24 protein-coding genes and 1 tRNA gene are annotated in these 24516 nt (G+C 65.3%); 10 read left to right on the top strand and 15 right to left on the bottom strand.

What is annotated here, in order from left to right; all coding sequences use genetic code 11:
* The first annotated feature begins 213 nt into the window (after positions 1 to 213).
* The 5 genes from M0765_RS21545 to M0765_RS21525 all read left to right on the top strand — a co-directional run bounded on the left by M0765_RS21545 (position 214) and on the right by M0765_RS21525 (position 7056).
* The gene (locus tag M0765_RS21545) at positions 214 to 2754 is read left to right on the top strand and encodes a PAS domain-containing sensor histidine kinase (RefSeq protein ID WP_258505829.1); all 2541 of its coding nucleotides are present in this window, start codon (positions 214 to 216) and stop codon (positions 2752 to 2754) included.
* On the top strand, positions 2751 to 3383 hold the full coding sequence (locus M0765_RS21540) for a response regulator transcription factor (RefSeq protein WP_012747279.1): 633 nt from the start codon (positions 2751 to 2753) through the stop codon (positions 3381 to 3383). Before M0765_RS21545 ends, M0765_RS21540 begins: the two co-directional genes overlap by 4 nt.
* 80 nt (positions 3384 to 3463) lie before the next feature.
* A complete protein-coding gene (folD, locus tag M0765_RS21535; RefSeq protein WP_258505827.1) occupies positions 3464 to 4315 on the top strand; it encodes a bifunctional methylenetetrahydrofolate dehydrogenase/methenyltetrahydrofolate cyclohydrolase FolD in 852 nt (283 codons plus the stop codon).
* A 5-nt stretch (positions 4316 to 4320) separates the two neighbouring features.
* Positions 4321 to 6381 carry a M3 family metallopeptidase gene (locus M0765_RS21530; RefSeq protein ID WP_258505826.1) on the top strand — a complete coding sequence of 687 codons (2061 nt, stop codon included), beginning with the start codon at positions 4321 to 4323 and terminating at the stop codon, positions 6379 to 6381.
* 30 nt (positions 6382 to 6411) lie between these two features.
* Positions 6412 to 7056 (top strand): glutaredoxin family protein, encoded by a 645-nt coding sequence (locus M0765_RS21525; RefSeq protein ID WP_258505825.1) that lies wholly within the window; start codon positions 6412 to 6414, stop codon positions 7054 to 7056.
* Between the two features lie 48 nt (positions 7057 to 7104).
* Here the strand turns inward: M0765_RS21525 and rpiA are convergent, their stop codons facing one another.
* Positions 7105 to 7833 (bottom strand): ribose-5-phosphate isomerase RpiA, encoded by a 729-nt coding sequence (gene rpiA, locus M0765_RS21520; RefSeq protein WP_258505824.1) that lies wholly within the window; start codon positions 7831 to 7833, stop codon positions 7105 to 7107.
* A 40-nt stretch (positions 7834 to 7873) separates the two neighbouring features.
* Between rpiA and M0765_RS21515 the strand changes: the two genes are divergently transcribed.
* Positions 7874 to 8953 (top strand): quinone-dependent dihydroorotate dehydrogenase, encoded by a 1080-nt coding sequence (locus M0765_RS21515; protein ID WP_258505823.1) that lies wholly within the window; start codon positions 7874 to 7876, stop codon positions 8951 to 8953.
* Between the two features lie 40 nt (positions 8954 to 8993).
* Here the strand turns inward: M0765_RS21515 and M0765_RS21510 are convergent, their stop codons facing one another.
* The 14 genes from M0765_RS21510 to uvrB form a co-directional block, all read right to left on the bottom strand.
* Positions 8994 to 9719, bottom strand: a complete 726-nt coding sequence (locus M0765_RS21510; RefSeq protein WP_258505822.1) for a phage holin family protein — start codon at positions 9717 to 9719, stop codon at positions 8994 to 8996.
* Positions 9720 to 9767: 48 nt separating this feature from the next.
* Complete coding sequence (locus M0765_RS21505; protein WP_126747251.1) at positions 9768 to 10064, bottom strand: glycine zipper domain-containing protein; 297 nt, start codon at positions 10062 to 10064, stop codon at positions 9768 to 9770.
* Between the two features lie 145 nt (positions 10065 to 10209).
* Positions 10210 to 11313, bottom strand: a complete 1104-nt coding sequence (locus M0765_RS21500) for an NAD(P)/FAD-dependent oxidoreductase (RefSeq protein ID WP_258505821.1) — start codon at positions 11311 to 11313, stop codon at positions 10210 to 10212.
* Positions 11314 to 11345: 32 nt separating this feature from the next.
* Positions 11346 to 11456, bottom strand: a complete 111-nt coding sequence (locus M0765_RS21495) for a stereocilin (protein WP_082517415.1) — start codon at positions 11454 to 11456, stop codon at positions 11346 to 11348.
* Positions 11457 to 11626: 170 nt separating this feature from the next.
* Positions 11627 to 11701: transfer RNA gene (locus M0765_RS21490), tRNA-Val, on the bottom strand.
* Between the two features lie 78 nt (positions 11702 to 11779).
* Positions 11780 to 12487: a DNA polymerase III subunit epsilon gene (gene dnaQ, locus M0765_RS21485; RefSeq protein WP_126747249.1), complete on the bottom strand. Its 708-nt coding sequence runs from the start codon at positions 12485 to 12487 to the stop codon at positions 11780 to 11782.
* Positions 12488 to 12499: 12 nt separating this feature from the next.
* The gene (fdx, locus tag M0765_RS21480; protein ID WP_258505820.1) at positions 12500 to 12838 is read right to left on the bottom strand and encodes an ISC system 2Fe-2S type ferredoxin; all 339 of its coding nucleotides are present in this window, start codon (positions 12836 to 12838) and stop codon (positions 12500 to 12502) included.
* A 7-nt stretch (positions 12839 to 12845) separates the two neighbouring features.
* Positions 12846 to 14705 carry a Fe-S protein assembly chaperone HscA gene (hscA, locus tag M0765_RS21475; protein WP_258505819.1) on the bottom strand — a complete coding sequence of 620 codons (1860 nt, stop codon included), beginning with the start codon at positions 14703 to 14705 and terminating at the stop codon, positions 12846 to 12848.
* Positions 14706 to 14714: 9 nt separating this feature from the next.
* Positions 14715 to 15233, bottom strand: coding sequence for a Fe-S protein assembly co-chaperone HscB (gene hscB, locus M0765_RS21470; RefSeq protein WP_258505818.1), 519 nt, complete (start codon positions 15231 to 15233; stop codon positions 14715 to 14717).
* Positions 15234 to 15386: 153 nt separating this feature from the next.
* Positions 15387 to 15710, bottom strand: a complete 324-nt coding sequence (iscA, locus tag M0765_RS21465; RefSeq protein WP_007828190.1) for an iron-sulfur cluster assembly protein IscA — start codon at positions 15708 to 15710, stop codon at positions 15387 to 15389.
* Between the two features lies 1 nt (position 15711).
* The gene (gene iscU / locus M0765_RS21460; RefSeq protein WP_258505815.1) at positions 15712 to 16131 is read right to left on the bottom strand and encodes a Fe-S cluster assembly scaffold IscU; all 420 of its coding nucleotides are present in this window, start codon (positions 16129 to 16131) and stop codon (positions 15712 to 15714) included.
* 50 nt (positions 16132 to 16181) lie between these two features.
* Positions 16182 to 17402, bottom strand: a complete 1221-nt coding sequence (locus tag M0765_RS21455) for an IscS subfamily cysteine desulfurase (RefSeq protein ID WP_258505813.1) — start codon at positions 17400 to 17402, stop codon at positions 16182 to 16184.
* A gap of 85 nt (positions 17403 to 17487) precedes the next feature.
* The gene (iscR, locus tag M0765_RS21450) at positions 17488 to 18024 is read right to left on the bottom strand and encodes a Fe-S cluster assembly transcriptional regulator IscR (protein WP_093237517.1); all 537 of its coding nucleotides are present in this window, start codon (positions 18022 to 18024) and stop codon (positions 17488 to 17490) included.
* Between the two features lie 231 nt (positions 18025 to 18255).
* A complete protein-coding gene (uvrB, locus tag M0765_RS21445; RefSeq protein ID WP_258505812.1) occupies positions 18256 to 20373 on the bottom strand; it encodes an excinuclease ABC subunit UvrB in 2118 nt (705 codons plus the stop codon).
* Positions 20374 to 20479: 106 nt separating this feature from the next.
* On the opposite strand from uvrB, the gene M0765_RS21440 reads away from it, so the two are divergent.
* The 4 genes from M0765_RS21440 (at position 20480) to M0765_RS21425 (ending at position 24507) form a co-directional block, all read left to right on the top strand.
* On the top strand, positions 20480 to 21676 hold the full coding sequence (locus tag M0765_RS21440) for an amino acid aminotransferase (RefSeq protein ID WP_258505811.1): 1197 nt from the start codon (positions 20480 to 20482) through the stop codon (positions 21674 to 21676).
* A gap of 154 nt (positions 21677 to 21830) precedes the next feature.
* Positions 21831 to 23246, top strand: coding sequence for a polyhydroxyalkanoate depolymerase (locus M0765_RS21435; RefSeq protein WP_258505810.1), 1416 nt, complete (start codon positions 21831 to 21833; stop codon positions 23244 to 23246).
* Positions 23243 to 23872 carry an RnfABCDGE type electron transport complex subunit B gene (locus tag M0765_RS21430; protein ID WP_258505809.1) on the top strand — a complete coding sequence of 210 codons (630 nt, stop codon included), beginning with the start codon at positions 23243 to 23245 and terminating at the stop codon, positions 23870 to 23872. The genes M0765_RS21435 and M0765_RS21430 overlap by 4 nt, the downstream gene beginning before the upstream one ends.
* On the top strand, positions 23869 to 24507 hold the full coding sequence (locus M0765_RS21425) for a LysE family translocator (RefSeq protein ID WP_258505808.1): 639 nt from the start codon (positions 23869 to 23871) through the stop codon (positions 24505 to 24507). Before M0765_RS21430 ends, M0765_RS21425 begins: the two co-directional genes overlap by 4 nt.
* Positions 24508 to 24516 lie beyond the last annotated feature (9 nt).

The raw sequence follows: 24516 nt of genomic DNA, 5'->3' as shown, positions 1-24516 counted from the left end.
TGTCTCTCCTATTAGGGCTGTGGCTGTAATTTAAGTGCGGTCTTCGATAAACGCGGGCGAGTTTCGCATAGAAATGCTTCTATTTCAAATGGCGCATATCCATTTCTTAATGTGATATTTATGATTGGGGTTGTTCTGGCTGCAGCCGCGCCGGAACCAATGGCACCGGGCGTTTGGCGCGCTTCGCGGGGGAGCATCCCCTAAACTCGGAAGATGCCTCTTTCCTCTCCGCTGGCGGTGGCCCGCAGCGCCGTGAATGCGTCCCCTCTGTCCTGGTGGCGCCGCTGGTGGCGCCGGCAAACGCCGGTGCTGCAGGACGCCGTCGCCATGCTCGCGCCGATTGCGGCGGTGCTGCTGTTTCTTGCCGCCATCGTTTCGGCTTTCTGGTACTTGCGCACCGAAGAAGTCGAGCGCGAGCAGGAGTCGGTGCGGCGGGACGTCGAATACGCCCAGCAGCGCATGCGCCTGCGCCTCCTGGAGCGGCAGGAACAGCTCATGCGCATCGCACGGGACGCCTCGAACCGCGAAATCGATCCCGTCGAGTTCGCGAGCCGCGCGGAATCGCTGGTGAGCCAGTTCCCCGAACTGCAGACGGTCACGTGGATCGACGACCGCCGCCGCTTCAAGGCTGGCTACTCCGCGCCGAGCGTGCACCCCGCGCAGCAGCACCTCATCGGCGACGTGCTGCGGCCCGGCGATATCGAGAGCAACTACGCGCTGGCGCGAGAGCTGCGCCAACCGGTTTTCTCCCAACCCATGGCCGGCGGCGATCCCACGGCCATGCTGCAGCTGCACATTCCGCTTTTCGACCAGGGCCTGTTCGCGGGCGTGGTGCTGGGCGAGTTTTCAATCGACGGCCTGCTGCGCTACGGCATGCCATCGGAAGTGCAGGCGCGCTATGCGGTGTCGCTGCTCGACGCCAAGGGCAATCCGATTGCGGGCAACACCGTGAGCCCCAGGGAAGGCGGCACGCGCCTGCTGCCCTGGTCCGAAAGAACCAACGAATACGAAGTGCCGGTGTCGCCCGTCGGCAATGCGCTGGTGCTGCGCGCCCAGGCCTACCGCACCTCGCAGGGGGTGGTCGGCAACGGCTTGTTCTGGCTGGTCTGCGCGCTCAGCGTGCTCACCAGCTGGATGCTGATCGGTACCTGGCGGCACACCCGGCGGCGCCAGCAGGCGCAGCAGCGGCTGGTTGCCGAAACCAACTTCCGGCGTGCGATGGAAAACTCCATGCTCACCGGCATGCGCGTGCTCGACCTGCAGGGGCGCATCACCTACGTGAACGCCGCTTTCTGCGCGATGACGGGCTGGAGCGAAGCCGAACTGGTGGGCCAGACGCCGCCCTTCCCCTACTGGCTGGAGTCGGACCGCGAAGTCATGAACGAGCGGCTCGAGGAAGAGCTGCACGGGCGCGCCCTGCCCGGCGGCTTCCAGGTGCGCGTGAAGCGCAAGAACGGCAGCGTGTTCAACGCGCGCCTTTATGTGTCGCCGCTGATCGATGCGCGCGGCCACCAGACGGGCTGGATGACCTCGATGACCGACATCACGGAGCCCACGCGCATCCGCGAGCAGCTGTCGGCTTCGTACGAGCGCTTCACCACGGTGCTGGAGGCGCTGGACGCCGCGGTGTCGGTGGCGCCCATCGGCAGTGAGGAGCTGCTGTTCGCCAACAAGCTGTACCGGCTCTGGTTCGGTTCCGACACCGTGGGCCACCTGGGCATGGTGGCGCAGGCCGGTGTGCCGGCCTCCAATGCGCACGACGAGGGCCTGGACGACGTCGACCCCTACGCCGGCCTGCCGATCGATACCCTGACCGCCGCCCAGACCGCCAACAACGAGATCTTCGTGCCGCACCTGGGCAAGTGGCTCGAAGTGCGTTCGCGCTATCTCACCTGGGTCGACGGCCGGCTTGCCCAACTGGTGATTGCCACCGACATCACACCGCGGCGCGACGCCGAGGAACAGGCGGCCGCGCAGGCCGACCGCGCCCAGGCCGCAAGCCGCCTGATCACGATGGGCGAAATGGCCTCCAGCGTGGCGCATGAGCTCAACCAGCCGCTGACGGCCATCACCAACTACTGCAACGGGATGATGTCCCGCATCAAGGGGCAGTCGATCGACACCGAGGCGCTGCTCGCAGCGCTCGAAAAAACCTCCAAGCAGGCGCAGCGCGCGGGCCAGATCATCCAGCGCATCCGCTCCTTCGTGAAGCGCAGCGAACCCAATCGCACGCCCGCCGACGTGGCCACCATGGTGAGCGAGGCGGTCGAACTGGCGGGCATCGAGCTGCGGCGGCGCAATGTGCGGCTCAACCACTATGTGGCGGCGCGGCTGCCTGTGGTGCGGGTGGACCCCATCCTGATCGAGCAGGTGATGGTCAACCTGCTGAAGAACGCGGCCGAAGCCATCGACATTGCAGAGCGCCCGCTCGCGCGCCGTAGCGTGGAACTGCGCGTGCTGCCCAAGGTGATCGAGGGCCACAACGCCATCGAATTTTCGGTGCAGGACACCGGCAAGGGCCTGGCGCCCGAAGTGATGGACCGGCTCTACGAGGCCTTCTTCTCCACCAAGCCCGAAGGCATGGGTATCGGGCTGAATCTGTGCCGCACCATCGTCGAGTCGCACCGTGGACGGATGCAGGCGGAGAACATCTACAATGGCCCGGATGTGATCGGATGCCGCTTTTCCTTCTGGATTCCGGTGTTGGACGCTCCCAGTTCCGTAGCAAGCGACGAGGCAAAGGTACCTGCATGAGTTTGATTCCGAAGAAGGGCACTGTCTATGTCGTCGATGACGACGAGGCCGTACGAGATTCGCTGCAATGGCTGCTCGAGGGCAAGGACTACAGGGTTCGCTGCTTCGATTCAGCCGAGTCTTTTCTTTCCCGATACGACCCGCGCGAAGTCGCCTGTCTGATCGTCGACATTCGCATGGCCGGCATGACCGGCCTCGAACTGCAGGACCGGCTGATCGAGCGGCGCTCCCCGCTGCCTATCGTGGTCATCACCGGCCACGGCGACGTGCCGATGGCGGTCGACAGCATGAAGAAGGGCGCCATGGATTTCATCCAGAAGCCTTTCAACGACGAAGAACTCGTCACGCTGGTCGAGCGCATGCTCGAGCACGCGCGCGGCGCCTTCACCCAGCACCAGCAGTCGGCCAGCCGCGATGCGCTGCTGTCCAAGCTCACCGGCCGCGAAGCCCAGGTGCTCGAGCGCATCGTCGCCGGCCGCCTGAACAAGCAGATTGCCGACGACCTGGGCATCAGCATCAAGACCGTCGAGGCACACCGCGCCAACATCATGGAAAAGCTCAACGCCAACACCGTGGCCGATCTGCTCAAGATCGCGCTCGGACAGGCGGCGCCCGCAGCCAAAGCCTGAAAACCAGCTATCTCCCCGATAGCGACGAATGTTCCCCACGCCTGCGCAAGCGGGCGTTTTTACTTGGAAAATCGAAACCGATGACCGCTCAATTGATCGATGGCAACGCGCTGGCCCAGAAAATCCGCGCCGATGTTGCCGGCCGCATTGCCGCACTGAAGGCACGCGGCGTGGAACCCACGCTGACCATCATCCTGGTGGGTGAAGATCCGGCGAGCCAGGTCTACGTGAAGCACAAGGTCAACGACAGCAGCCAGACCGGGCTCACCGCCCATCTTGAGCGCCATTCCGCCAGCATGACCGAGCCCGAGCTGCTGGCCCGCATCGAGGCGCTCAACGACGACCCGCAGGTGCACGGCATTCTTGTGCAACTGCCGCTGCCCAAGCACATGGACAGCCACCGCGTCATCGAAGCCATCTCTCCGGCCAAGGACGTCGACGGGTTCCATGTGGCCAGCGCCGGCGCGCTGATGGTCGGCCAGCCGGGCTTCTGGCCCTGCACGCCGCACGGTTGCATGAAGATGCTCGAATCCATCGGCTACGACCTGCGCGGCAAGCACGCGGTGGTCATCGGCCGCAGCAACATCGTCGGCAAGCCGATGGCCATGATGCTGCTGGCCAAGAACGCCACCGTCACCATCTGCCACAGCGCCACGCAAGACCTGGCCGCCATCACCCGGCAGGCCGACGTGATCGTCGCCGCCGTGGGCAAGCGCAACCTGCTGACGGCCGACATGGTGAAGCCGGGCGCCGTGGTGATCGACGTGGGCATGAACCGCAAGGAAGACGGCAAGCTGGCCGGCGACGTGGATTTCGACAGCGTCAAGGAAGTGGCCAGCTGGATCACCCCCGTGCCCGGCGGCGTGGGCCCCATGACGCGCGCAATGCTGCTCGCCAACACCCTTGAAGCTGCGGAACGCGCCGCAAAGTGATTTCCATGACCAACCCCCTCCTCGACTTCGCCGATCTCCCGCTGTTCGACCGCATCAAGCCCGAGCACGTCGCGCCCGCGGTCGACATCTTGCTGGCCGATGCCGAGGCGGCGCTGCAAACCATCACGGCGGCCGACTTTCCGGCCGACTGGAATGCGATTTCGAAGGTGCTCGACGTGGCGTCCGAACGCTTCAGCCGCGCCTGGGGCGCCGTGGGCCATCTCAACGCCGTGGCCGATACGCCGGAGCTGCGCGCCGCCTACAACGAGGCCATGCCCCGCGTCACCGCTTTCTGGACCCGCCTGGGTTCCGATGAGCGCCTGTACGCCAAGTACAAGGCCATCGACGTGGCCACCCTCAACCCCGAGCAGCGCCAGGCGCACCGCAATGCCGTGCGCAACTTTGTGCTTGGCGGCGCGGAACTGCAAGGCGATGCAAAGAAGCGCTTTGCCGACATCCAGGAGCGCCAGGCCGAGCTGAGCCAGAAATTCAGCGAGAACGCGCTCGACGCCACCGACGCTTTCTCGTACTACGCAGCGCTTGGCGAGCTCGAGGGCGTGCCTGAAGACGTGATTGGCGCCGCCCGCGCGGCCGCCGAAGCCGAGGGCAAGCAAGGCTACAAGCTCACGCTCAAGATGCCCTGCTACCTGCCCGTGATGCAGTTTGCCAAGAGCAGCGCGCTGCGCGAAACGCTCTACCGCGCGTATGTCACGCGCGCCAGCGAGCTCGGCGACCCGGCCTTCGACAACACCGCGCTCATCAACGAGATCCTCGCGCTGCGCGAAGAAGAAGCCAGGCTGCTCGGCTACAGGAATTTCGGCGAACTCTCGGTCGTGCCCAAGATGGCTGAATCGCCCGAGCAGGTGGTCAAGTTCCTGCGTGACCTCGCGGCCAAGGCCAAGCCCTATGGCGAGCGCGATCTGGCCGACCTGCGCGTGTTCGCATCAGAGCAACTGGGCATTGCCGATCCGCAAGCCTGGGACTGGAGCTACATCGGCGAAAAGCTGAAGGAGGCGCGGTACGCCTTCAGCGAGCAGGAGGTGAAGCAGTACTTTCCGGCACCCAAGGTGATGGCCGGCCTGTTCAAGATCGTCGAAACGCTGTTCGAGGTTTCCATCCGGCGCGACAACGCCCCCACCTGGCACCCGAGCGTGGAGTTCTATCGCATCGAACGCCAGACGGCTGGCGGCGTGCAGAAGGTCGGCCAGTTCTATCTCGACCCCTCGGCCCGTGCCGCCAAGCGCGGCGGTGCGTGGATGGACGACGTGCGCGCACGCTGGCTGCGACCCGACGACGGCACACTGCAAACGCCGGTGGCGCAGCTGGTGTGCAACTTTGCGAGCGGTGTGGACGGCAAGCCGCCGCTCCTCACGCACGACGACGTGACCACCCTCTTCCACGAATTCGGCCACGGCCTGCACCACATGCTCACGCAGGTGAACGAGCGCGACGTGTCCGGCATCAGCGGCGTCGAATGGGATGCCGTCGAGCTGCCGAGCCAGTTCATGGAAAACTTCTGCTGGGAATGGGACGTGCTCAGGCACATGACCGCCCACGTCGATACCGGCGAGCCGCTGCCGCGCGCGCTGTTCGACAAGATGACCGCCGCCAAGAACTTCCAGAGCGGCCTGCAGACCTTGCGCCAGATCGAGTTCTCGCTGTTCGACATGCTGCTGCACACCGAATACCAGGCCGCCAGTGCGCAGCCGGGCGGCGTGCTCGCGCTGCTGGGCAAGGTACGCGCCGAAGTGGCCGTGATGCCTGCGCCGCCTTTCAGCCGCACGCCCAACACCTTCAGCCACATCTTCTCGGGCGGCTACGCGGCCGGCTACTACAGCTACAAGTGGGCCGAGGTGCTGAGCGCCGACGCCTACGCCGCCTTCGAGGAAACCGTGGGCGCCGACGGCCAGCCGAACATCGAGACCGGCCGCAGGTATCGCCAGGCCATCCTCGAAGCGGGCGGCAGCCGCAGCGCCATGGATTCGTTCAAGGCTTTCCGCGGCCGCGAGCCGCAGCTTGATGCGCTGCTGCGACACCAGGGCATGGCCCAGGCCCAGCCCGTTTGAAGCGGGCCTGAAGCTTGCGATACTCAGGCAATGCATTCGATCCAAAAGAAAACCTCCTTGCATTGCCTGTCCGGCCTCGCCCTGCTGCTCGTTGCAGCAGGTGCCATGGCCCAGCCGATCTATCGCAACGTCGACAAGAACGGCAAGGTCACTTTCTCGGACCGGGCCCCCACCGCCAGCACCGAGCCCGCCGCAGGCCCGCAAGCCGGCATCACGCCGCCGGCCAATGCCGGCTTGCCGTATGAACTGCGCCAGGTGGCACAGCGCTATCCCGTGACGCTGTACACCGGTGAAGAATGCGCGCCGTGCGGCGCCGCCCGCTCGCTGCTCACCACGCGCGGCATTCCTTTTGAAGAACGCACCGTCAAGAGCAACCAGGACGTCGAGGCGCTGCAGCGGATGAGCAGCCAGGCCTCGCTGCCGTTGCTGACGATCGGCTCGCAGCAGCTCAAGGGCTTTTCCGACACCGAATGGTCGCAGTACCTCGACGCCGCGGGCTATCCGAAGAGCAACAGCCTGCCGGCGACGTACCGCAACCCGCCGGCCCGACCGCTGGTTGCGGTGCAGGCGGCACCCGTGGCGCGCGAACCCGCGCCGGCCGCTCCTGCTCCGCAGCAGCCTGCGCCTGCTCCCAGCGGGCCGACTCCCAGCAACCCGGCAGGCATCAAGTTCTGAGCGGTTCCTGAGCGGGCCGCCGGTTGACGCCGGCAGCCGCTTTTCTCTTCACTCGAACGTCATCGTTTGCACGCCCGAGGGCGTGCCCAGCAGGCACACGTCGGCCTTCTGGTGAGCGAACACGCCGACGGTGACCACGCCCGGCCACTGGCTCACCTCGGATTCGAAGGCAAGCGGGTCGCTGATCCGCAGCCCGGTGACGTCGACGATGTGCTGGCCGTTGTCGGTCACCAGCGCCACGCCGTCTTTTTCCCGCACCTGCGCAATGCCGCCCATGGCTTCGAACTGCCGCATGACGCGGCGCGCCGCCATCGGAATCACCTCCACCGGCAGCGGAAAGGCGCCGAGCGTGTCGACCAGCTTGGATTCGTCGGCAATGCACACAAAGCGCCGCGACTGCGCCGCCACGATCTTTTCGCGTGTGAGCGCCGCACCGCCGCCCTTCACCATGAAGCCGCGATGATCGATTTCGTCCGCACCGTCGATGTAGACGCCGAGTTCCTCGACCTCGTTGCTGTCGAACACCGGAATGCCCAGCGCGCGCAGGCGTTCGGTCGAGGCGACCGAGCTCGACACCGCGCCCTTGATCTCGTCCTTGATGGTGGCCAGGGCGTCGATGAACTTGTTCACGGTCGAGCCGGTGCCCACGCCGACGATTTCGCCCTTCACCACATAGGCCAGCGCAGCCCGGCCAACCTGGGCCTTGAGCTCGTCCTGGGAGATTGCGCTGGTGGCGCCGGCGCCGGGAGCGGAAGAAGGGGAAACGGGTGCAGTCATCGCGGAGAATCCTTGGCTCATTGAAGTCGAGAATTATCCGATGCCCCTGCTCCCCTCTTCGCTCTACGGCCTGGCCCGGCCCTTTCTGTTCGGCTTCGACCCGGAACATGCCCACGAACTCACCCTCGACGGCCTGGCCCGCACCCAGAACACGCCGCTGGCCTGCGCGTACGCGGCTTCGCGCGTCGAAGACTCGGTCACCCTCGCGGGGCTGCAATTCCCGAATCGCGTCGGCCTGGCGGCCGGGCTCGACAAGAACGCCCGCTGCATCGACGCTTTCGCGGCCATGGGCTTCGGCTTTGTCGAGGTCGGCACCGTCACGCCGAAGGCACAGCCGGGCAACCCGAAGCCGCGCATATTCCGCCTGCCGCAGCGCGACGCGCTGATCAACCGGCTCGGGTTCAACAACGAGGGACTCGACGCCTTTCTGGCCAACGTGCAGAAGGCGCGCTTCCGCAAGAACGGCGGCAACTCGGGCAAGAAGCCGATGCTGCTCGGCCTCAACATCGGCAAGAACGCCAGCACCCCCATCGAGCGGGCGGTGGACGACTATGTGGCCTGCCTGGACGGCGTGTATGCGCATGCCGACTACGTGACCATCAATATCTCGAGCCCCAACACGGCCAACTTGCGTACGCTGCAGAGCGACGAAGCGCTCGACGCGTTGCTGGGTGCCATCGCCGAGCGGCGGCAGGTGCTTGCCGACCGCGGCGGCAAGCGCGTTCCGCTGTTCGTGAAGATCGCGCCCGATCTCGACGAAAGCCAGGTTGCGGTCATCGCCGCCACGCTGCAGCGCCACGGCATGGACGGCGTGATTGCCACCAACACCACCCTGGCACGCGACGCTGTTGCGGGCCTGCCGCATGCCGACGAAGCCGGCGGACTTTCGGGTGCCCCCGTGCGCGAGGCGAGCAACCGCGTGATCGCCCAGTTGCGCGCGGCCCTGGGAACAGGTTTTCCGATCATCGGGGTGGGCGGCATCCTGAGTGGAGCCGATGCCAAGGCCAAGATTTCCGCGGGCGCCGACGTGGTGCAGATCTACACCGGCCTCATCTACCGCGGCCCGGCCCTCGTGCGCGAAGCGGCTCAGGCGTTGCTGCAAGCTCGCAGCGCTGCCTGAGCGCTCGCGCGTTTTCAGCGCTGGTTTTCAGCGCCGGTTTTCAACGCATGCGCCAGAGCACCGGCGCAACGACCGCTGCCCAGCGCAACAGCCGCTTGGGACGAATCACCACCAGCGCCACCGCAGCGACGACACCCGTCGCCACCGGATGCTCCCGCGCAATGCGCAGCGCAGCGGCGGAGGCCGTTTCGTCCGCGGGCGGTGCTTCTGGAGCCGCTGCTGCCGCACCGGCGGGCTGCGACTTGCGCGGGCCGCCCTGCATGGTGGCAATGCGTTCGCGCTGACGGTCCATGCGGGCCAGCAGCTCTTCGCGCGTGGCGGGCCGCGGGGGACGCGGCGCCTCTTCGTCCTGGTCGGGGTCCTTGCCGAGACCGAAACGGTCCTGAACCCAGGTCCAGTCGCGTTCGAATTCATGGCGCGCCGGCATGAAGCTGTTCGAGGCATTGCGAAGCGTCAGAAACAGACCCAGCGCGGCGGCCAGCCAGAGCACGATCCACACAGCCGCCACCGCCCACGCAGCCGCAACGCGATGCGGCGTGTCCCAGAAGTGCACCACCACCGCCATCGACAGCAACGCCACCGCCACCGTGGTCAGCCCGAGCACGGCCACCACCAGCACGAGCATCAGCTTGAGGCGCTGCTTCTCGTCCTCCCAGGCCATGCGCAAGAGCTGCACACGGTCTTCGGCCGCCAGCGCGCCTTCGGCCGCGGCAATGCGAAGCCGCCGCAAACGGGCATTGAGCCCGAACAGGGACAGCAAGCTCATGCGCCGGCTCCTGCTCGGCGACGGACAACGCGGCGGTGTGTGCTCAGGTCAGCGGCGGCCAAGCAGCAAACCCACCAGCACACCGACTGCCAGCGCTGCGCCGGCAATCTGCCACGGTTCGTCGTGGGCGTAGGCGTTGGCGGTGTTGGCCGCCTCGCGAGCCTTCTGGGCTGCGATCTTGCTCTTCTCCGCCGCAAGCTCGCGTGCAATGGCAAGCTTGGTGTCGATGCGCTGGCGCAGCGCCTTGATGTGGGGAACCGAATCCAGGTCCTTGCTGGCCAGCACGCCGCGCACGTCGCTCGCGATGTCTTCGGCTGCTGCCTCGATGTTGTTGGATGCACTCATTGGAATCTTTCCTCCGTGATGACACCGGCACCGCGCCGGCGGCTTCACGCCAGCAAATGGCGTGGTGTCATGTTACAGGCACAAAAGCCCCTCATGCGCGGCAGTTCTTCAGACTTCTGCACACAAAGGGGCTGCGCGGCATCCCTCAGGCGCTTTCAAGCAAGCGAGCCACGTAGCCTCCGATGGCAAGGCTGCTTGTGAGCCCCGGCGATTCGATGCCGAAGAGGTTGACCAAGCCCCTTACCCCATGCGATTCCGGTCCCTCGATCATGAAATCGCGCGCCGGCTCGTCCGGCCCCGAGATCTTGGGGCGCATGCCCGCATAGCCCGGGATCAATCCCCCGTCGGGCAGCGCGGGCCAGTATTTGCGCACCTCAGCGTAAAAGCCGTCGCCGCGCGCCGGGTCCACCACCAGGTCGTCGGCGGACTCCACCCATTGCACATCGGGCCCGAACTTGGCCTGCCCGCCCAGGTCGAGCGTCAGGTGCACCCCCAAGCCGCCGGGCTCGGGCACCGGGTAGATCAACCGAGTGAAAGGCGCACGTCCAGACAGGGTGAAGTAGTTGCCCTTGGCAAAGTACGCCGTCGGTATGGCCGCCCCGGGCAGGCCTTCGAACCGCCTGGCCAGCTCGGGCGCGTTGAGCCCCGCCGCATTGATGACGGTGCTGCAGCGCAGCGCAGTGCCGTCTGCCGCTACCAGCACGATAGCGTCCGCGCCACATTCCGCGCGTGCAATGGGCGATTTCAGTGCCAGCATTCCACCTGCGTTCTCCAGGTCGCCCAGCAGGCTCAGCATCAGCGCGTGGCTGTCGACAATGCCGGTGCTCGGCGAGTGCAATGCGGCCACGCAATGCAGCTGCGGCTCCATGGCAAGGGCCTCGTCCGCAGTCAGCAGCACGAGGTCGTCGACGCCATTGGCCGCAGCCTTGGCGCGAATGACTTCGAGTTGCGCCACCTGCTCGGGCGAAGTCGCCACGATGAGCTTGCCGCAGCGCTTGTGCGGCAAGCCGCGCTCCCCGGCGTATTCATAAAGTGCCTGTTTGCCCTCGACGCACAGGCGCGCCTTGAGCGAGCCCTGCGGGTAGTAGATGCCCGCGTGAATTACCTCGCTGTTACGAGAACTGGTTCCAGTGCCAATGGCGCCTTCCGCCTCGAGCACCACCACTTCCCGGCCCGCGAGCGCCAACGCGCGCGCCACGGCCAGGCCCACCACACCCCCGCCGATGACGGCGCAATCAAGTTCATCCATGGCGCGAGCTTATCGCGGCTCGCGCGCCAGATTCACGAGGTGGTGGGAGGAGGTTCGGGATCGGTCGGATCGTCCGGCGGCGTGCTCGGCCCTTCGTCGGGCTCCACGGGCAGGTCGGGCGGGATGTCGGGGTGAGTGGCCATGATCGGTCTCCTTCCCCCTGGGTGTACGCGCTCCGCCACGGAATTGAGCCGGCGCGAAGCGGGAGCTGGCGTCAGCACGAGTCGACAGTTGCGTGCGGCGGGCTGAAAGCGGCGCGCAAAAAAAAAAGCGACTTGGACAATCCAAGTCGCTGATTTCGTTGTGGGGAATTTGGTGGGCGGTGGAGGCTTCGAACCTCCGACCCCAGCAGTGTGAATGCTGTGCTCTACCCCTGAGCTAACCGCCCTGTCAATTCTCTGGCGCCGTGTTTCAGTGCCTTTGAATTAATCGCGTTGCGCGAAGCCTTCGATTATGCCACAGCATTTCAGGCGTTTTGCCGAAACAGCGTGCGCCCGTTGCTGGATTTGTCGAGTTGCGACAACACGGCCTCGTGTGCCGCAAGCTCCTGTTCGGCTGCCATGATCACCGGCAGGTCGAATTGGCTCAGGTCGATGGCAACCACCGTGGTGCCCTGCGCCGGTTCGTTCGACGACACGTCGATCAGCAGCGCGTCCTGGCCGCGCGTGAGATTGATGTACACGTCGGCCAGCAGCTGCGCGTCGAGCTTGGCGCCGTGGAAGGTGCGGTTCGAGCGGTCGACGCCAAAACGGTCGCACAGCGCATCGAGCGAATTGCGCTTGCCCGGGTACACCTGCTTGGCCATGGCCAGCGTGTCGGTCACTTCGCCGACGAAGGTGCGCAGCGGCGGCAGGCCGGCCAGCTCGAGTTCCTTGTTGAGAAAGCCGACGTCGAAGGCTGCGTTGTGAATGATCAGCTCGGCGCCGCGCAGGTACTCGACGATGTCGTTGGCCAGCGTGGCGAACTTCGGCTTGTCGCGCAAGAAGTCGGTCGTGAGACCGTGCACCTTGAGCGCGTCTTCATGGCTCTCGCGCTCGGGGTTGAAGTAGATGTGCAGGTCGTTGCCCGTGAGCTTGCGCGCGAACAGCTCCACGCAGCCGAGCTCGATGATGCGGTCGCCGTTCTCGGCGGAAAGGCCGGTGGTTTCAGTGTCGAGGACGATCTGGCGCGACATTCGGTGCCTTCTTCAATGGTTCTCTTTGGCGTGGTTGATCGAGTATTTGGGAATCTCGACCGTCACGTCTTCCTGCGCCAGGATGGCCTGGCAGCTGAGGCGCGATTGTGGCTCCAGGCCCCAGGCGCGGTCGAGCAGGTCTTCCTCGCCCTCTTCGGCTTCGTTCAGCGAACTGAACCCCTGGCGCACGATGACGTGGCAGGTGGTGCAGGCGCAGCTCATCTCGCATGCGTGCTCGATGTTGATGTGATTGTCGAGCAGCGCCTCGCAAATGGAGGTGCCGGCCGGCGCGGTGATTTCTGCACCCTGCGGGCAGTACTCGGGATGCGGAAATATCTTGATGGTGGGCATGTTGTTCTTAGAGGGATTCGACCTTGCGGCCCGACAAGGCGCGCGCAATGCCCGCGTTCATGCGCCGGGCGGCGAAGGCTTCGGTGTCGTTGGCCAGCGCCTTGGTGGCGGCTTCTATCGTGGCGGCGTCGGTGCCCGTGGCGGCTTCGCGCAGCTTTGCCATCGAAGTGTCGATGGCGGCACGCTCATCTTCGGTCAGCAGGTCGCCGTCGGCATCGAGCGCGCTCTGCGTGGCGAGCAGCATGCGCTCGGCATCCACGCGGGCCTCGACCAGCGCCCGCGCCTGCATGTCCTGCTGCGCGGTGGAAAAGCTCTCCTGCAGCATGGTCGCGATCTGGTCGTCCGAAAGCCCGTACGACGGCTTGACCGTGACGCTGGCCTCGACGCCGCTGCCCTGCTCCTTGGCACTGACGCTCAGGAGTCCATCGGCATCGACCGTGAAAGTCACGCGGATGCGCGCCGCACCCGCGGCCATCGGCGGAATGCCGCGCAAGGTGAAGCGTGCGAGGCTCCGGCAATCGGCGACCAGGTCGCGCTCGCCCTGCACCACGTGCAACGCAAGGGCTGTCTGGCCGTCTTGATAGGTGGTGAAGTCCTGCGCCATCGCAGTGGGGATGGTCTGGTTGCGCGGCACGATGCGCTCGACCAGGCCACCCATGGTCTCGATGCCGAGCGACAGCGGAATCACGTCGAGCAGCAGCAGGTCGCCCGCGCCGTTGTTGCCGGCCAGCTGATTGGCCTGGATGGCGGCGCCGAGCGCCACGACTTCGTCGGGGTTTAGGTTGACGAGCGGCTCGCGGCCGAAGAATTCGGCGACGGCGCGGCGGACCTGCGGCATGCGGGTGGAACCGCCGACCAGCACGATGCCTTTCAGTTCGTCCGGCTTGAGCTTTGCATCGCGCAGAGCCTTGCGAACAGCAGCAATGGTGCGGTCGGTGAGCGGCTTGGTGGCGGCGTCGAATTGCGCGCGGGTCACTTCGAATTGAATCGCCTGACCCGCAACCTCCGCGCGGAAAGTGGTCGATTCGGAATCGGTCAGCGCTTCTTTGGCGGCACGCGCCGCGACCAGCAATGCGGCCTTGTCGCCATCGCTCTCGGCGTGGGCGCCGGTCTGCGCGAGCACGAAGCCGGCAAGCGCGTGGTCGTAGTCGTCGCCGCCGAGTGCCGAGTCGCCGCCGGTGGCAATCACCTCGAACACACCCTGCGTGAGCCGCAGGATCGAGATGTCGAAGGTGCCGCCGCCCAGGTCGTACACCGCGTAGACGCCTTCGCTGGCGTTATCGAGGCCGTAGGCAATGGCAGCGGCCGTCGGCTCGCTGATCAGGCGCAGCACATTGAGGCCCGCCAATTGCGCGGCATCCTTGGTGGCCTGTCGCTGGCCTTCGTCGAAATACGCGGGCACGGTGATGACCGCACCATAGAGCTCATCGTCGAAGGTGTCTTCGGCGCGGTAGCGCAGCGTCGCCAGAATTTCGGCGCTGATTTCGACCGGCGATTTTTCGCCCGCGAGCGTCTGCACCTTCACCATGCCGCCGTCGCTGCTGCCGATGCGGTACGACATCGATTCGCGGTTGGCGATGTCGGCCAGCCCCCGGCCCATGAGACGCTTGACCGAGGTGATGGTGTTGGCGGGGTCTTGCCCGCGCGCCGCCACGGCATCGAAGCCGATCTGCCGGCGGTCGCCGCCCAAGTAGCGCACGACCGAAGGCAGCAACACGCGGCCCTGGTCGTCAGGCAGGCATTCGGCCACGCCGTTGCGCACCGCGGCCACCAGCGAATGCGTGGTGCCCAGGTCGATGCCCACGGCAATGCGGCGCTGATGCGGATCTGGCGCCTGGCCGGGTTCTGAAATCTGTAGAAGAGCCATATATAGGGCTTATTGTCCCAACTGATCGAACTTGGCTTCGACGTCCTGGCCGAAACGCTCAATGAACATGAGGGCTCTCACCTGCTGCGCGGCGGCGGGGTAGTCGCCCTTCTCGTCGATCAGCCAGTCGAGCGACGACAGCGCGCGCGTGCGGCCGGCTTCGACCTCCGCCTGCAGCTTTTCAACCGCTTCGACATCGTCCGCGTCGTCGAGCGCCTCGCGCCATTCCATCTGCTGCATCAGGAAATCGGGCGGCATGGCCGTGTTGTTCTCGGCGTTGAGCGGCGCACCGTTCAGTTCGCAGATGTAGCTCGCGCGGCGGATCGGGTCTTTCAGCCGTTGATAGGCCTCGTTGATGCGCACCGACCACTGCATGGCCACGCGCTGCGCCGCGGCGCCTTGCGCGGCAAAGCGGTCCGGGTGCGCTTCGCGCTGCAGCTCTTTCCAGCGCGCGTCGAGCGCGGCGCGGTCCTGCGCGAACGTGGCCGGGACGGCGAACAATTGGAAGTCGGTGTCGTTGAGGTTCATCAGACTGCCTGCCGGGCCGCCCCAAAGGCGGTCTGCGCCCCCTCGGGGGGCAGTGAGGACACAAAGTGCCGAACGTGGGGGCCCATAAGGATCAAGAAAAAACCGCCAGCACATGACATGGTGGCGGCTGTTGTCGCGGTCAGCGACGGCGCATCAGATGCGGAAACTTTCCCCGCAGCCGCAACGGTCGCGCTCGTTCGGGTTGATGAACTTGAAGCCTTCGTTCAAGCCCTCGCGCACGAAGTCGAGCTGCGTGCCGTCGATATAAGCCAGGCTCTTGGGGTCGACCAGCACCTTCACGCCGTGGTCTTCGAACACCACGTCTTCGGGCGTGAACTCGTCCACGTACTCGAGCTTGTAGGCCAGGCCCGAGCATCCTGTGGTCTTCACGCCCAGCCGCACGCCCACGCCCTTGCCCCGCTTGCCGAGGTAGCGGGTCACGTGGCGCGCAGCGGCTTCAGTCAGCGTGACAGCCATGTCAGTGGACTGCCGATGGCTCGGCTTGCGCCGTCTTGACGCCGTGCTTGGCCTTGTAGTCGCTCACGGCAGCCTTGATGGCGTCTTCAGCCAGGATCGAGCAGTGGATCTTGACGGGCGGCAGGGCCAGTTCTTCGGCGATTTGCGCATTCTTGAGCGCGGCTGCTTCGTCGAGCGTCTTGCCCTTGACCCATTCGGTCACGAGCGACGACGACGCAATGGCCGAACCGCAGCCGTAGGTCTTGAAGCGCGCGTCTTCGATCACGCCGGTTTCGGGGTTGACCTTGATCTGCAGCTTCATGACGTCGCCGCAGGCCGGTGCGCCGACCATGCCGGTGCCTACCGAGTCGTCGCCCTTTTCGAAGGAGCCGACGTTGCGGGGATTTTCATAGTGGTCGATGACCTTGGAAGAATATGCCATGGTGTACCTCTCAAACTTTGTTCAATCGTGGAGCCTGGTGCGGTCCGGCGTCAGTGGGCCGACCACTGGATCGTGCTGATGTCGACGCCGTCCTGGAACATCTCCCACAGGGGGCTCAGCTCGCGCAGCTTTGCAACGTTGTGCTTGATGGTCGAGATGGCGTAGTCGATTTCTTCTTCGGTCGTGAAACGGCCGATGGTCATGCGCAGGCTGCTGTGGGCCAGCTCGTCGCTGCGGCCCAGGGCGCGCAGCACATAGCTGGGCTCCAGGCTGGCCGACGTGCAGGCCGAACCCGACGACACCGCCAGGCCCTTGATGCCCATGATCAGCGACTCGCCTTCGACGTAGTTGAAGCTCATGTTCAGGTTGTGCGGCACACGCTGCTCGAGGTCGCCGTTGATGAACACCTGCTCCACGTCTTTCAGGCCGTCGAGCAGACGCTTCTGCAGGCGGCGCGCATGGGCGATGTCGTCCTTCATTTCGAGCTTGGCAATGCGGTAGGCCTCACCCATGCCCACGATCTGGTGCGTGGGCAGCGTGCCCGAGCGCATGCCGCGCTCGTGGCCCCCGCCGTGCATTTGCGCTTCGAGCCGGATGCGCGGCTTGCGGCGCACGTACAGGGCACCGATGCCCTTCGGGCCATAGGTCTTGTGCGAAGCCAGGCTCATCAGGTCGATGGGCAGCTTCGTGATGTCGATCTCGACCTTGCCGGTGGCCTGGGCCGAATCGACGTGGAAGATCACGCCCTTTTCGCGGCAGGCGTTGCCCAGCGCGACCACGTCCTGGATCACGCCGATTTCGTTGTTCACGAACAGCACGCTTGCCAGGATGGTGTCGGGGCGGATCGCGGCCTTGAACTTGTCGAGGTCGACCAAGCCGTTTTCCTCGACGTCGAGGTAAGTCACTTCAAAGCCCTGGCGCTCGAGTTCGCGCATGGTGTCGAGCACGGCCTTGTGCTCGGTCTTCAGGGTGATCAGGTGCTTGCCCTTGCCCTTGTAGAAGTGGGCCGCACCCTTGAGCGCCAGGTTGATCGACTCGGTGGCGCCCGACGTCCAGACGATTTCACGCGGGTCGGCATTGATCAGCTCGGCCACCTGGCCGCGCGCCTTCTCGACCGCCTCTTCGGCTTCCCAGCCCCAGGCATGGCTGCGCGATGCCGGGTTGCCGAAATGCTCGCGCAACCAGGGAATCATGGCGTCGACCACGCGCGGGTCGCACGGCGTGGTGGCGCCGTAGTCGAGATAGATCGGGAAATGAGGAGTTACGTCCATGGCTGGCTCGGGCTGGCGTGGGGGTTGTTTTCTTTGATCTGCGCTTCTGGTGGCGGCGCCCTCAGGCGCGCCACAACTCAGGACATCAGGACTTCGCGAACACGTTGCCGAGGGCAAAGACCGAGTTTGGCGCATTCACGCGAATCGGCTTGACCACCGGCTGCGCGGAAATGGCGCGCTTGACGACCGGCTTGTTCTCGATCTGCACGCCCTTGGCGATCTGGTCGTCGACCAGCTTTTGCAGCGTGACGGAGTCGAGAAACTCGACCATGCGCTGGTTGAGCGAGGCCCAGAGCTCGTGCGTCATGCAGCGGCCGGCTTCGCCAAGGCAGTTTTCCTTGCCGCCGCACTGCGTGGCATCGATGGGCTCATCGACGGAAACAATGATGTCTGCGACGGTGATATCCGCAGCCTTGCGGCCAAGGCTGTAGCCGCCGCCGGGGCCGCGGGTCGACTCGACCAGCTCGTGGCGGCGCAGTTTGCCGAACAGCTGTTCGAGATACGACAACGAAATCTGCTGCCGCTGGCTGATCGCAGCCAGCGTGACCGGACCGGTGTTCTGACGCAGCGCCAGATCGATCATTGCTGTGACCGCAAAACGGCCTTTGGTAGTGAGACGCATCGCAAGCTCCTTCAAGTGCTTACCGTTGAAATGACACCGTGGCCCGGGGCCGCGGTGACTTCGTCTCCGCCCTGCCCGACCCCTGACGCTGGTGAACCAGCCAGTGGGATCGGTTCTTCATCGCGAAGTTCTTTTTTGTTGTTGAGTGTTTCGGTCAAGTATAGCAGAAGCCCCTGGACTCTGCTCGGGTAAACCCCAGCGCAAACCGCTTGAAGAAACCGGCGCGCCGGCCTACGACGGCAGAACCGCGATGTTGTCGCCGCCGGAGGCACCAAAAGCCTGCTCCCGCAGCAGCGCCAGCTGGTCGCGCACACGGGCCGCCTTCTCGAATTCGAGGTTGCGGGCGTGCTCGAGCATGAGCTTTTCGAGCCGCTTGATTTCCCGGGCGATGTCTTTTTCGCTCATGTCCTCGACCTTGGCGCGTTCCAGGTCGAGCTTGGCCATTTCCTTGCCCGTCTTTTCGCTGTACACGCCGTCGATCAGGTCGCGCACCTGCTTGACGATGCTCCGCGGGGTGATTCCGTTGGCCTCGTTATAGGCAATTTGACGGGCCCGGCGGCGCTCGGTCTCGTCAATCGCCTTTTTCATCGAGTCGGTCATCCGGTCGGCATAGAGGATGGCCTTGCCGTTCAGGTTTCGGGCTGCGCGGCCGATGGTCTGGATGAGCGAACGCTCGGCGCGCAGAAAACCTTCCTTGTCGGCGTCCAGGATGGCGACGAGCGACACCTCCGGAATGTCCAGGCCTTCCCGCAGCAGGTTGATGCCCACCAGCACGTCGAAAGTGCCCAGCCGCAGGTCGCGCAATATTTCCACCCGCTCCACCGTGTCGACGTCGCTGTGGAGGTAGCGCACCTTCACCCCGTTGTCGCCCAGGTAGTCGGTCAGCTGCTCGGCCATGCGCTTGGTCAGCGTGGTGATGAGCACGCGCTCGTTCTTTTCCACCCGGATGCGGATCTCGCCCAGTACGTCGTCCACCTGGTGCGTGGCGGGGCGCACTTCCACCTCGGGGTCGATCAGGCCGGTTGGCCGAACCAGCTGCTCCACCACGTTGCCGGCATGGTCCTTTTCGTACTGCGCCGGGGTGGCCGAAACGAAGATGCACTGGCGCATGCGCGTTTCGAACTCCTCCAGCTTGAGCGGCCGGTTGTCCAAGGCGCTCGGCAGCCGGAAGCCGTATTCGACCAGCGTGGTCTTGCGCGCCCGGTCGCCGTTGTACATGGCGCTGAGCTGGCCGACCATCTGGTGGCTCTCGTCGAGGAACATCAGGGCGTCTTTGGGCAGGTAGTCGGTCAGCGTGGCCGGCGGTTCGCCCGGCGCCGCCCCCGAGAGGTGGCGCGTGTAGTTCTCGATGCCCTTGCAGTGGCCGATTTCGGCCAGCATTTCCAGGTCGAAGCGGGTGCGCTGCTCCAACCGCTGCGCCTCGACCAGCTTGCCCTGGCTGACGAATTCCTTGAGCCGCTCGGCCAGCTCGATCTTGATGGTTTCCACCGCGCCCAGCACTTTGTCGCGCGGCGTCACGTAGTGGCTCGACGGATATACCGTAAAGCGCGGAATCTTCTGGCGGATGCGGCCCGTGAGCGGATCGAAGAGCTGCAGCGACTCGATTTCGTCGTCGAACAGTTCGATGCGGATCGCCAGTTCGCTGTGCTCCGCCGGAAACACGTCGATGGTGTCGCCGCGCACGCGGAAGGTGCCGCGCGAAAAGTCCTGCTCGTTGCGGGTGTACTGCATGCGAATCAGCCGCCCGATCACGTCGCGCTGGCCGATCTTGTCGCCCACCCGCATGATGAAACGCATCTGCGTGTAGTCCTCGGGCGTGCCGATGCCGTAAATGGCGCTCACCGTAGCCACAATGACCGTGTCGCGCCGCTCCAGCACGCTCTTGGTGGCCGAAAGCCGCATCTGCTCGATGTGCTCGTTGATCGACGAGTCCTTCTCGATGAACAGGTCGCGCTGGGGCACATAGGCCTCGGGCTGGTAGTAGTCGTAGTAGCTCACGAAGTACTCGACCGCGTTCTTGGGAAAGAACTCGCGAAACTCGCTGTAGAGCTGCGCCGCCAGCGTCTTGTTGGGCGCAAAAACGATGGCCGGGCGGCCCAGCCGCGCAATCACGTTGGCCATGGTGAAGGTCTTGCCCGAGCCCGTCACGCCCAGCAGCGTCTGGAACACCTCGCCGTCGAGCACACCCTCCACCAGCCCGTCGATCGCCTTCGGCTGGTCTCCGGCCGGCGGATACGGCTGGAAAAGCTCGAAAGGCGAATCGGGGTACTTGATGAATTCGCCCTGCTTGGCCGGACCGATCGGGTCCAGTTTCTTCAGGTCTGCTATGGCTTCGTTGTTCTCTGGCATGGCTGTTCCCGACAGGTGGCGATGGCGCCGGTAAAATTCAAGGCAACCGGAAAGCGTAGCGCAAGTCCGGTTGCCAGCGAAGCTTTCATCCCAAAGGACCTTCTCCATGTCTATGTTCACCGCGGTCGAAATGGCACCGCGCGACCCGATCCTCGGCCTCAACGAGCAATTTGCAGCCGACACCAACCCCAACAAGGTCAACCTCGGCGTCGGCGTCTATTACGACGACAACGGCAAGCTGCCCCTGCTCCAGTGCGTGCAGGCCGCCGAACAGAACATGATGAAGGCCCCCACGGCGCGCGGCTACCTGCCGATCGACGGCATCGTGGCATACGACAACGCCGTCAAGGGCCTGGTCTTCGGCGCCGACAGCGAACCCGTGCAGTCGGGCCGCGTGGCCACGGTGCAGGGCATCGGCGGTACCGGCGGCCTGAAGGTCGGCGCCGACTTTCTCAAGAAGCTCAACCCCAACGCCAAGGTGCTGATCAGCGACCCGAGCTGGGAAAACCACCGCGCGCTGTTCACCAACGCCGGCTTCGTGGTCGAAAGCTACCCCTACTACGACTCCGCCAAGCGCGGCGTCAACTTCGACGGCATGCTGGCCGCCCTGAATGCGGCGCCCGCCGGCACCATCGTGGTGCTGCACGCCTGCTGCCACAACCCGACCGGCTACGACATCACCCCGGCGCAGTGGGACCAGGTGGTTGCCGCCGTCAAGGCCCGGAACCTCGTGCCCTTCCTCGACATGGCCTACCAGGGCTTCGGCTACGGCCTGAAGGAAGACGGCGCCGCTGTCGCCAAGTTTGTCGACGCCGGCCTGACCTTCTGCGTCTCGACCTCTTTCTCCAAGAGCTTCAGCCTGTATGGCGAGCGCGTGGGCGCCCTGTCGGTGCTGTGCGAAAACAAGGAAGAAGCCGGCCGCGTGCTCTCGCAGCTCAAGATCGCCATTCGCACCAACTACAGCAACCCGCCGATCCACGGCGGCGCCGTGGTGGCCGCGGTGCTCGGCAACCCCGAACTGCGCGCCCTCTGGGAAAAGGAACTCGGCGAAATGCGCGTGCGCATCAAGGCCATGCGCCAGAAGCTGGTCGACGGCCTCAAGGCGGCGGGCGTGAAGGAAGACATGAGCTTCATCACCACGCAGATCGGCATGTTCAGCTACTCGGGCCTCAGCAAGGACCAGATGGTGCGCCTGCGGAGCGAGTTCGGCGTGTACGGCACCGACACCGGCCGCATGTGCGTGGCCGCGCTCAACAGCAAGAACATCGACTACGTCTGCGCGTCGATCGCCAAAGTCATCTAGGTGACAGCAAAGTGTGAAGGAATCCGTTTCGGGCGATTCCTTCACACTCCTTCACGGAAGACCCTCGCACTGTGGCAGACGTAGGGTTTGGCCTCCTGCATCGCCGCAAATGCGCTGATATATTGCACTGCAACATTTCACTCCAAGACCAGCGATGCTTTATCAACTCTACGAAGCCCAGCGTTCCTTGATGGAACCGTTCTCGGACTTCGCGCAAGCGGCGTCCAAGCTTTACGGCCAGGGCGCGGTGTGGGGCCAGTTGCCCATGGCGCAGCGCATGGCTGCCGGCTACGACCTGCTCTATCGCCTGGGCAAGGACTACGAAAAGCCTGAGTTCAACATCAAGTCGGTGAAGGTCGACGGCGACGACGTCGTGATCCAGGAAGTCGTCGAGCTCGACAAGCCCTTCTGCGAGCTGCGCCGCTTCAAGCGCTTTACCGACGAGCCGCACACCCTCAAGACGCTCAAGAGCCAGCCCGTGGTGCTGATCGTGGCGCCGCTTTCGGGCCACTACGCCACGCTGCTGCGCGACACCGTGCGCACCATGCTGCAGGACCACAAGGTCTACATCACCGACTGGAAGAACGCACGCCTCGTGCCCCTGTCGGAAGGCGAGTTCCACCTGGACGACTACGTCAACTACGTGCAGGAGTTCATCCGCCGACTGCAAGCCGAATACGGCAACTGCCACGTGGTGAGCGTGTGCCAGCCGACCGTGCCGGTGCTGGCGGCCGTGTCGCTCATGGCAAGCCGCGGCGAGCCGCTGCCGCTCACCATGACCATGATGGGCGGCCCCATCGATGCCCGCAAGTCGCCCACCGCGGTGAACAACCTTGCGATGAACAAGAGCTACGAGTGGTTCGAGAACAACGTGATCTACCGGGTGCCGCAGGGCTTCCCGGGCGAGGGCCGCCGCGTGTACCCGGGCTTCCTGCAGCACACGGGCTTTGTGGCGATGAACCCCGACCGGCATGCCAGCAGCCACTACGACTACTTCAAGGACCTGATCAAGGGCGACGACGCCAGCGCCGAAGCCCATCGCAAGTTCTATGACGAGTACAACGCCGTGCTCGACATGGACGCCGATTACTACCTGGACACCATCCGCACCGTGTTCCAGCAGTTCGAGCTCGTGAACGGCACCTGGGACGTGAAGAACCCCAAGGGTCAGATCGAGCGCGTGCGTCCGCAAGACATTCATTCGACCGCCCTGCTTACCGTCGAGGGCGAGCTCGACGACATTTCGGGCTCGGGCCAGACCGAGGCCGCGCACAGCCTGTGCACCGGCATCGACGACGCGCAGCGCGAGCACTATGAAGTCAAGGGCGCGGGCCACTACGGCATCTTCAGCGGCCGCCGCTGGCGCGAACTGGTCTACCCCAAGGTGCAGAAGTTCATCGCCGCCCACGACCAGCCCCAGCGGCGCGCCGGCGCACGCGAGGCCCTGCCGGCCGAAGACCGCATCAAGCCCGGACGGAAGACGGTTGCCGTGGCCGCCAAGAAGAATGTCGCAGCCAAGAAAGCGGTGGCCGTTGCCGCCGTGAAGAAGCCCGCGGCACGCAGGAAGTGAACGGGCTGGCCGCACGCATTCACAACGCACTGCCGCAAACGCAGTGCACGCGTTGCGGCTACCCCGATTGCGCGGGCTATGCGCTGGCCGTGGCCGAGGGCGAGGCCGGCATCAACCAGTGCCCGCCCGGCGGCGCGGAAGGCATTGCCAGGCTCGCGCAGCTCACGGGCCGCGAACAGGTGCCGCTCGATCCCCAGTTCGGCACCGAAGGCCCACGCGCCATGGCGGTGATCGACGAGGCCTGGTGCATCGGCTGCACGCTCTGCCTCGATGCCTGCCCCACCGATGCCATCGTCGGCATCAACAAGCGCATGCACACGGTCATCGAGGCGCACTGCACGGGCTGCGAGCTCTGCATTCCGGTCTGCCCCGTCGATTGCATCTCGCTCGAAGTCGAAACGCCGGGCCGTACAGGCTGGGCCGCATGGTCGCAAGCGCAGGCAGAGGCGGCACTGAAGCGCTACCAGCTGCATGGCGAGCATCGCCGCATCGCCAAGCGAATCGAAGAACCCGCACCCGCCGCCGCCGAACCACAGGCCGCCGACACACGCAAGCGCTCCATCGTCGAAGCCGCCCTGGCGCGAGCCCGCGCCGCCCAGCAACGCCCACCCGCCGCCAAGCCATGACACCCGACACCCTGCTCATCTACGTGGTCGCCTCGCTCGCACTGGCCGTGATTCCGGGGCCCACGATGCTGCTGGCGCTGTCCAACGGCATCGATGGCGGCATGCGCCGCGCGAGCTGGGGCATTGCGGGTGCATCGCTCGGCAGCGTCACGCTCATCGCAGTGGTCGCCCTTGGGCTCGGCTCGCTGCTGGCCGCATCGGAACTGCTCTTCAACGCGATTCGCGTGGCGGGCGTCGCCTACCTGGTATGGCTCGGCATCAAGCTGTGGCGCAGCGACGCCACCGACCTGGGCGAGGCGCTGGCCAAGTCCGCCATCGAGGTTCGCCCGCACGGCCGTATCGCGCTTGTGCGCAGCCTGCTCGTGGCGCTGTCGAACCCCAAGACGGTGTTGTTCTTCGCGGCCTTTCTGCCGCAGTTCATCGACATCACCAAGCCGCAAGGCATGCAGTACCTGCTGCTGGGCTCGATCTTCGTGGCGCTCGACACCTGCGTGATGCTGGCCTACGCGGCCGCCGGCACGCAAGCCGTGCGCTGGCTCTCGCGGCGTGGCCTGAAGGTGCTGAACCGCAGTTGCGCGGCCGGCATGTGGCTGCTTGCCGCCACGCTGGCCTTCTGGCGCCGTCCGGGCACCTGAAGCAGGCGC

The organism is Variovorax sp. S12S4, from assembly GCF_023195515.1.
Classification (GTDB): Bacteria; Pseudomonadota; Gammaproteobacteria; order Burkholderiales; family Burkholderiaceae_C; genus Variovorax.
This window is presented reverse-complemented; position numbering and strand designations above follow the sequence as displayed.

Excerpts from the sequence above, each read along its gene's own strand:
- M0765_RS21545 (WP_258505829.1), top strand. The coding sequence starts at position 214 with ATGCCTCTTTCCTCTCCGCTGGCGGTGGCCCGCAGCGCCGTGAATGCG.
- M0765_RS21540 (WP_012747279.1), top strand. The coding sequence starts at position 2,751 with ATGAGTTTGATTCCGAAGAAGGGCACTGTCTATGTCGTCGATGACGAC.
- folD (WP_258505827.1), top strand. The coding sequence starts at position 3,464 with ATGACCGCTCAATTGATCGATGGCAACGCGCTGGCCCAGAAAATCCGC.
- M0765_RS21530 (WP_258505826.1), top strand. The coding sequence starts at position 4,321 with ATGACCAACCCCCTCCTCGACTTCGCCGATCTCCCGCTGTTCGACCGC.
- M0765_RS21525 (WP_258505825.1), top strand. The coding sequence starts at position 6,412 with ATGCATTCGATCCAAAAGAAAACCTCCTTGCATTGCCTGTCCGGCCTC.
- rpiA (WP_258505824.1), bottom strand. The coding sequence starts at position 7,833 with ATGACTGCACCCGTTTCCCCTTCTTCCGCTCCCGGCGCCGGCGCCACC.
- M0765_RS21515 (WP_258505823.1), top strand. The coding sequence starts at position 7,874 with ATGCCCCTGCTCCCCTCTTCGCTCTACGGCCTGGCCCGGCCCTTTCTG.
- M0765_RS21510 (WP_258505822.1), bottom strand. The coding sequence starts at position 9,719 with ATGAGCTTGCTGTCCCTGTTCGGGCTCAATGCCCGTTTGCGGCGGCTT.
- M0765_RS21505 (WP_126747251.1), bottom strand. The coding sequence starts at position 10,064 with ATGAGTGCATCCAACAACATCGAGGCAGCAGCCGAAGACATCGCGAGC.
- M0765_RS21500 (WP_258505821.1), bottom strand. The coding sequence starts at position 11,313 with ATGGATGAACTTGATTGCGCCGTCATCGGCGGGGGTGTGGTGGGCCTG.
- M0765_RS21495 (WP_082517415.1), bottom strand. The coding sequence starts at position 11,456 with ATGGCCACTCACCCCGACATCCCGCCCGACCTGCCCGTGGAGCCCGAC.
- dnaQ (WP_126747249.1), bottom strand. The coding sequence starts at position 12,487 with ATGTCGCGCCAGATCGTCCTCGACACTGAAACCACCGGCCTTTCCGCC.
- fdx (WP_258505820.1), bottom strand. The coding sequence starts at position 12,838 with ATGCCCACCATCAAGATATTTCCGCATCCCGAGTACTGCCCGCAGGGT.
- hscA (WP_258505819.1), bottom strand. The coding sequence starts at position 14,705 with ATGGCTCTTCTACAGATTTCAGAACCCGGCCAGGCGCCAGATCCGCAT.
- hscB (WP_258505818.1), bottom strand. The coding sequence starts at position 15,233 with ATGAACCTCAACGACACCGACTTCCAATTGTTCGCCGTCCCGGCCACG.
- iscA (WP_007828190.1), bottom strand. The coding sequence starts at position 15,710 with ATGGCTGTCACGCTGACTGAAGCCGCTGCGCGCCACGTGACCCGCTAC.
- iscU (WP_258505815.1), bottom strand. The coding sequence starts at position 16,131 with ATGGCATATTCTTCCAAGGTCATCGACCACTATGAAAATCCCCGCAAC.
- M0765_RS21455 (WP_258505813.1), bottom strand. The coding sequence starts at position 17,402 with ATGGACGTAACTCCTCATTTCCCGATCTATCTCGACTACGGCGCCACC.
- iscR (WP_093237517.1), bottom strand. The coding sequence starts at position 18,024 with ATGCGTCTCACTACCAAAGGCCGTTTTGCGGTCACAGCAATGATCGAT.
- uvrB (WP_258505812.1), bottom strand. The coding sequence starts at position 20,373 with ATGCCAGAGAACAACGAAGCCATAGCAGACCTGAAGAAACTGGACCCG.
- M0765_RS21440 (WP_258505811.1), top strand. The coding sequence starts at position 20,480 with ATGTCTATGTTCACCGCGGTCGAAATGGCACCGCGCGACCCGATCCTC.
- M0765_RS21435 (WP_258505810.1), top strand. The coding sequence starts at position 21,831 with ATGCTTTATCAACTCTACGAAGCCCAGCGTTCCTTGATGGAACCGTTC.
- M0765_RS21425 (WP_258505808.1), top strand. The coding sequence starts at position 23,869 with ATGACACCCGACACCCTGCTCATCTACGTGGTCGCCTCGCTCGCACTG.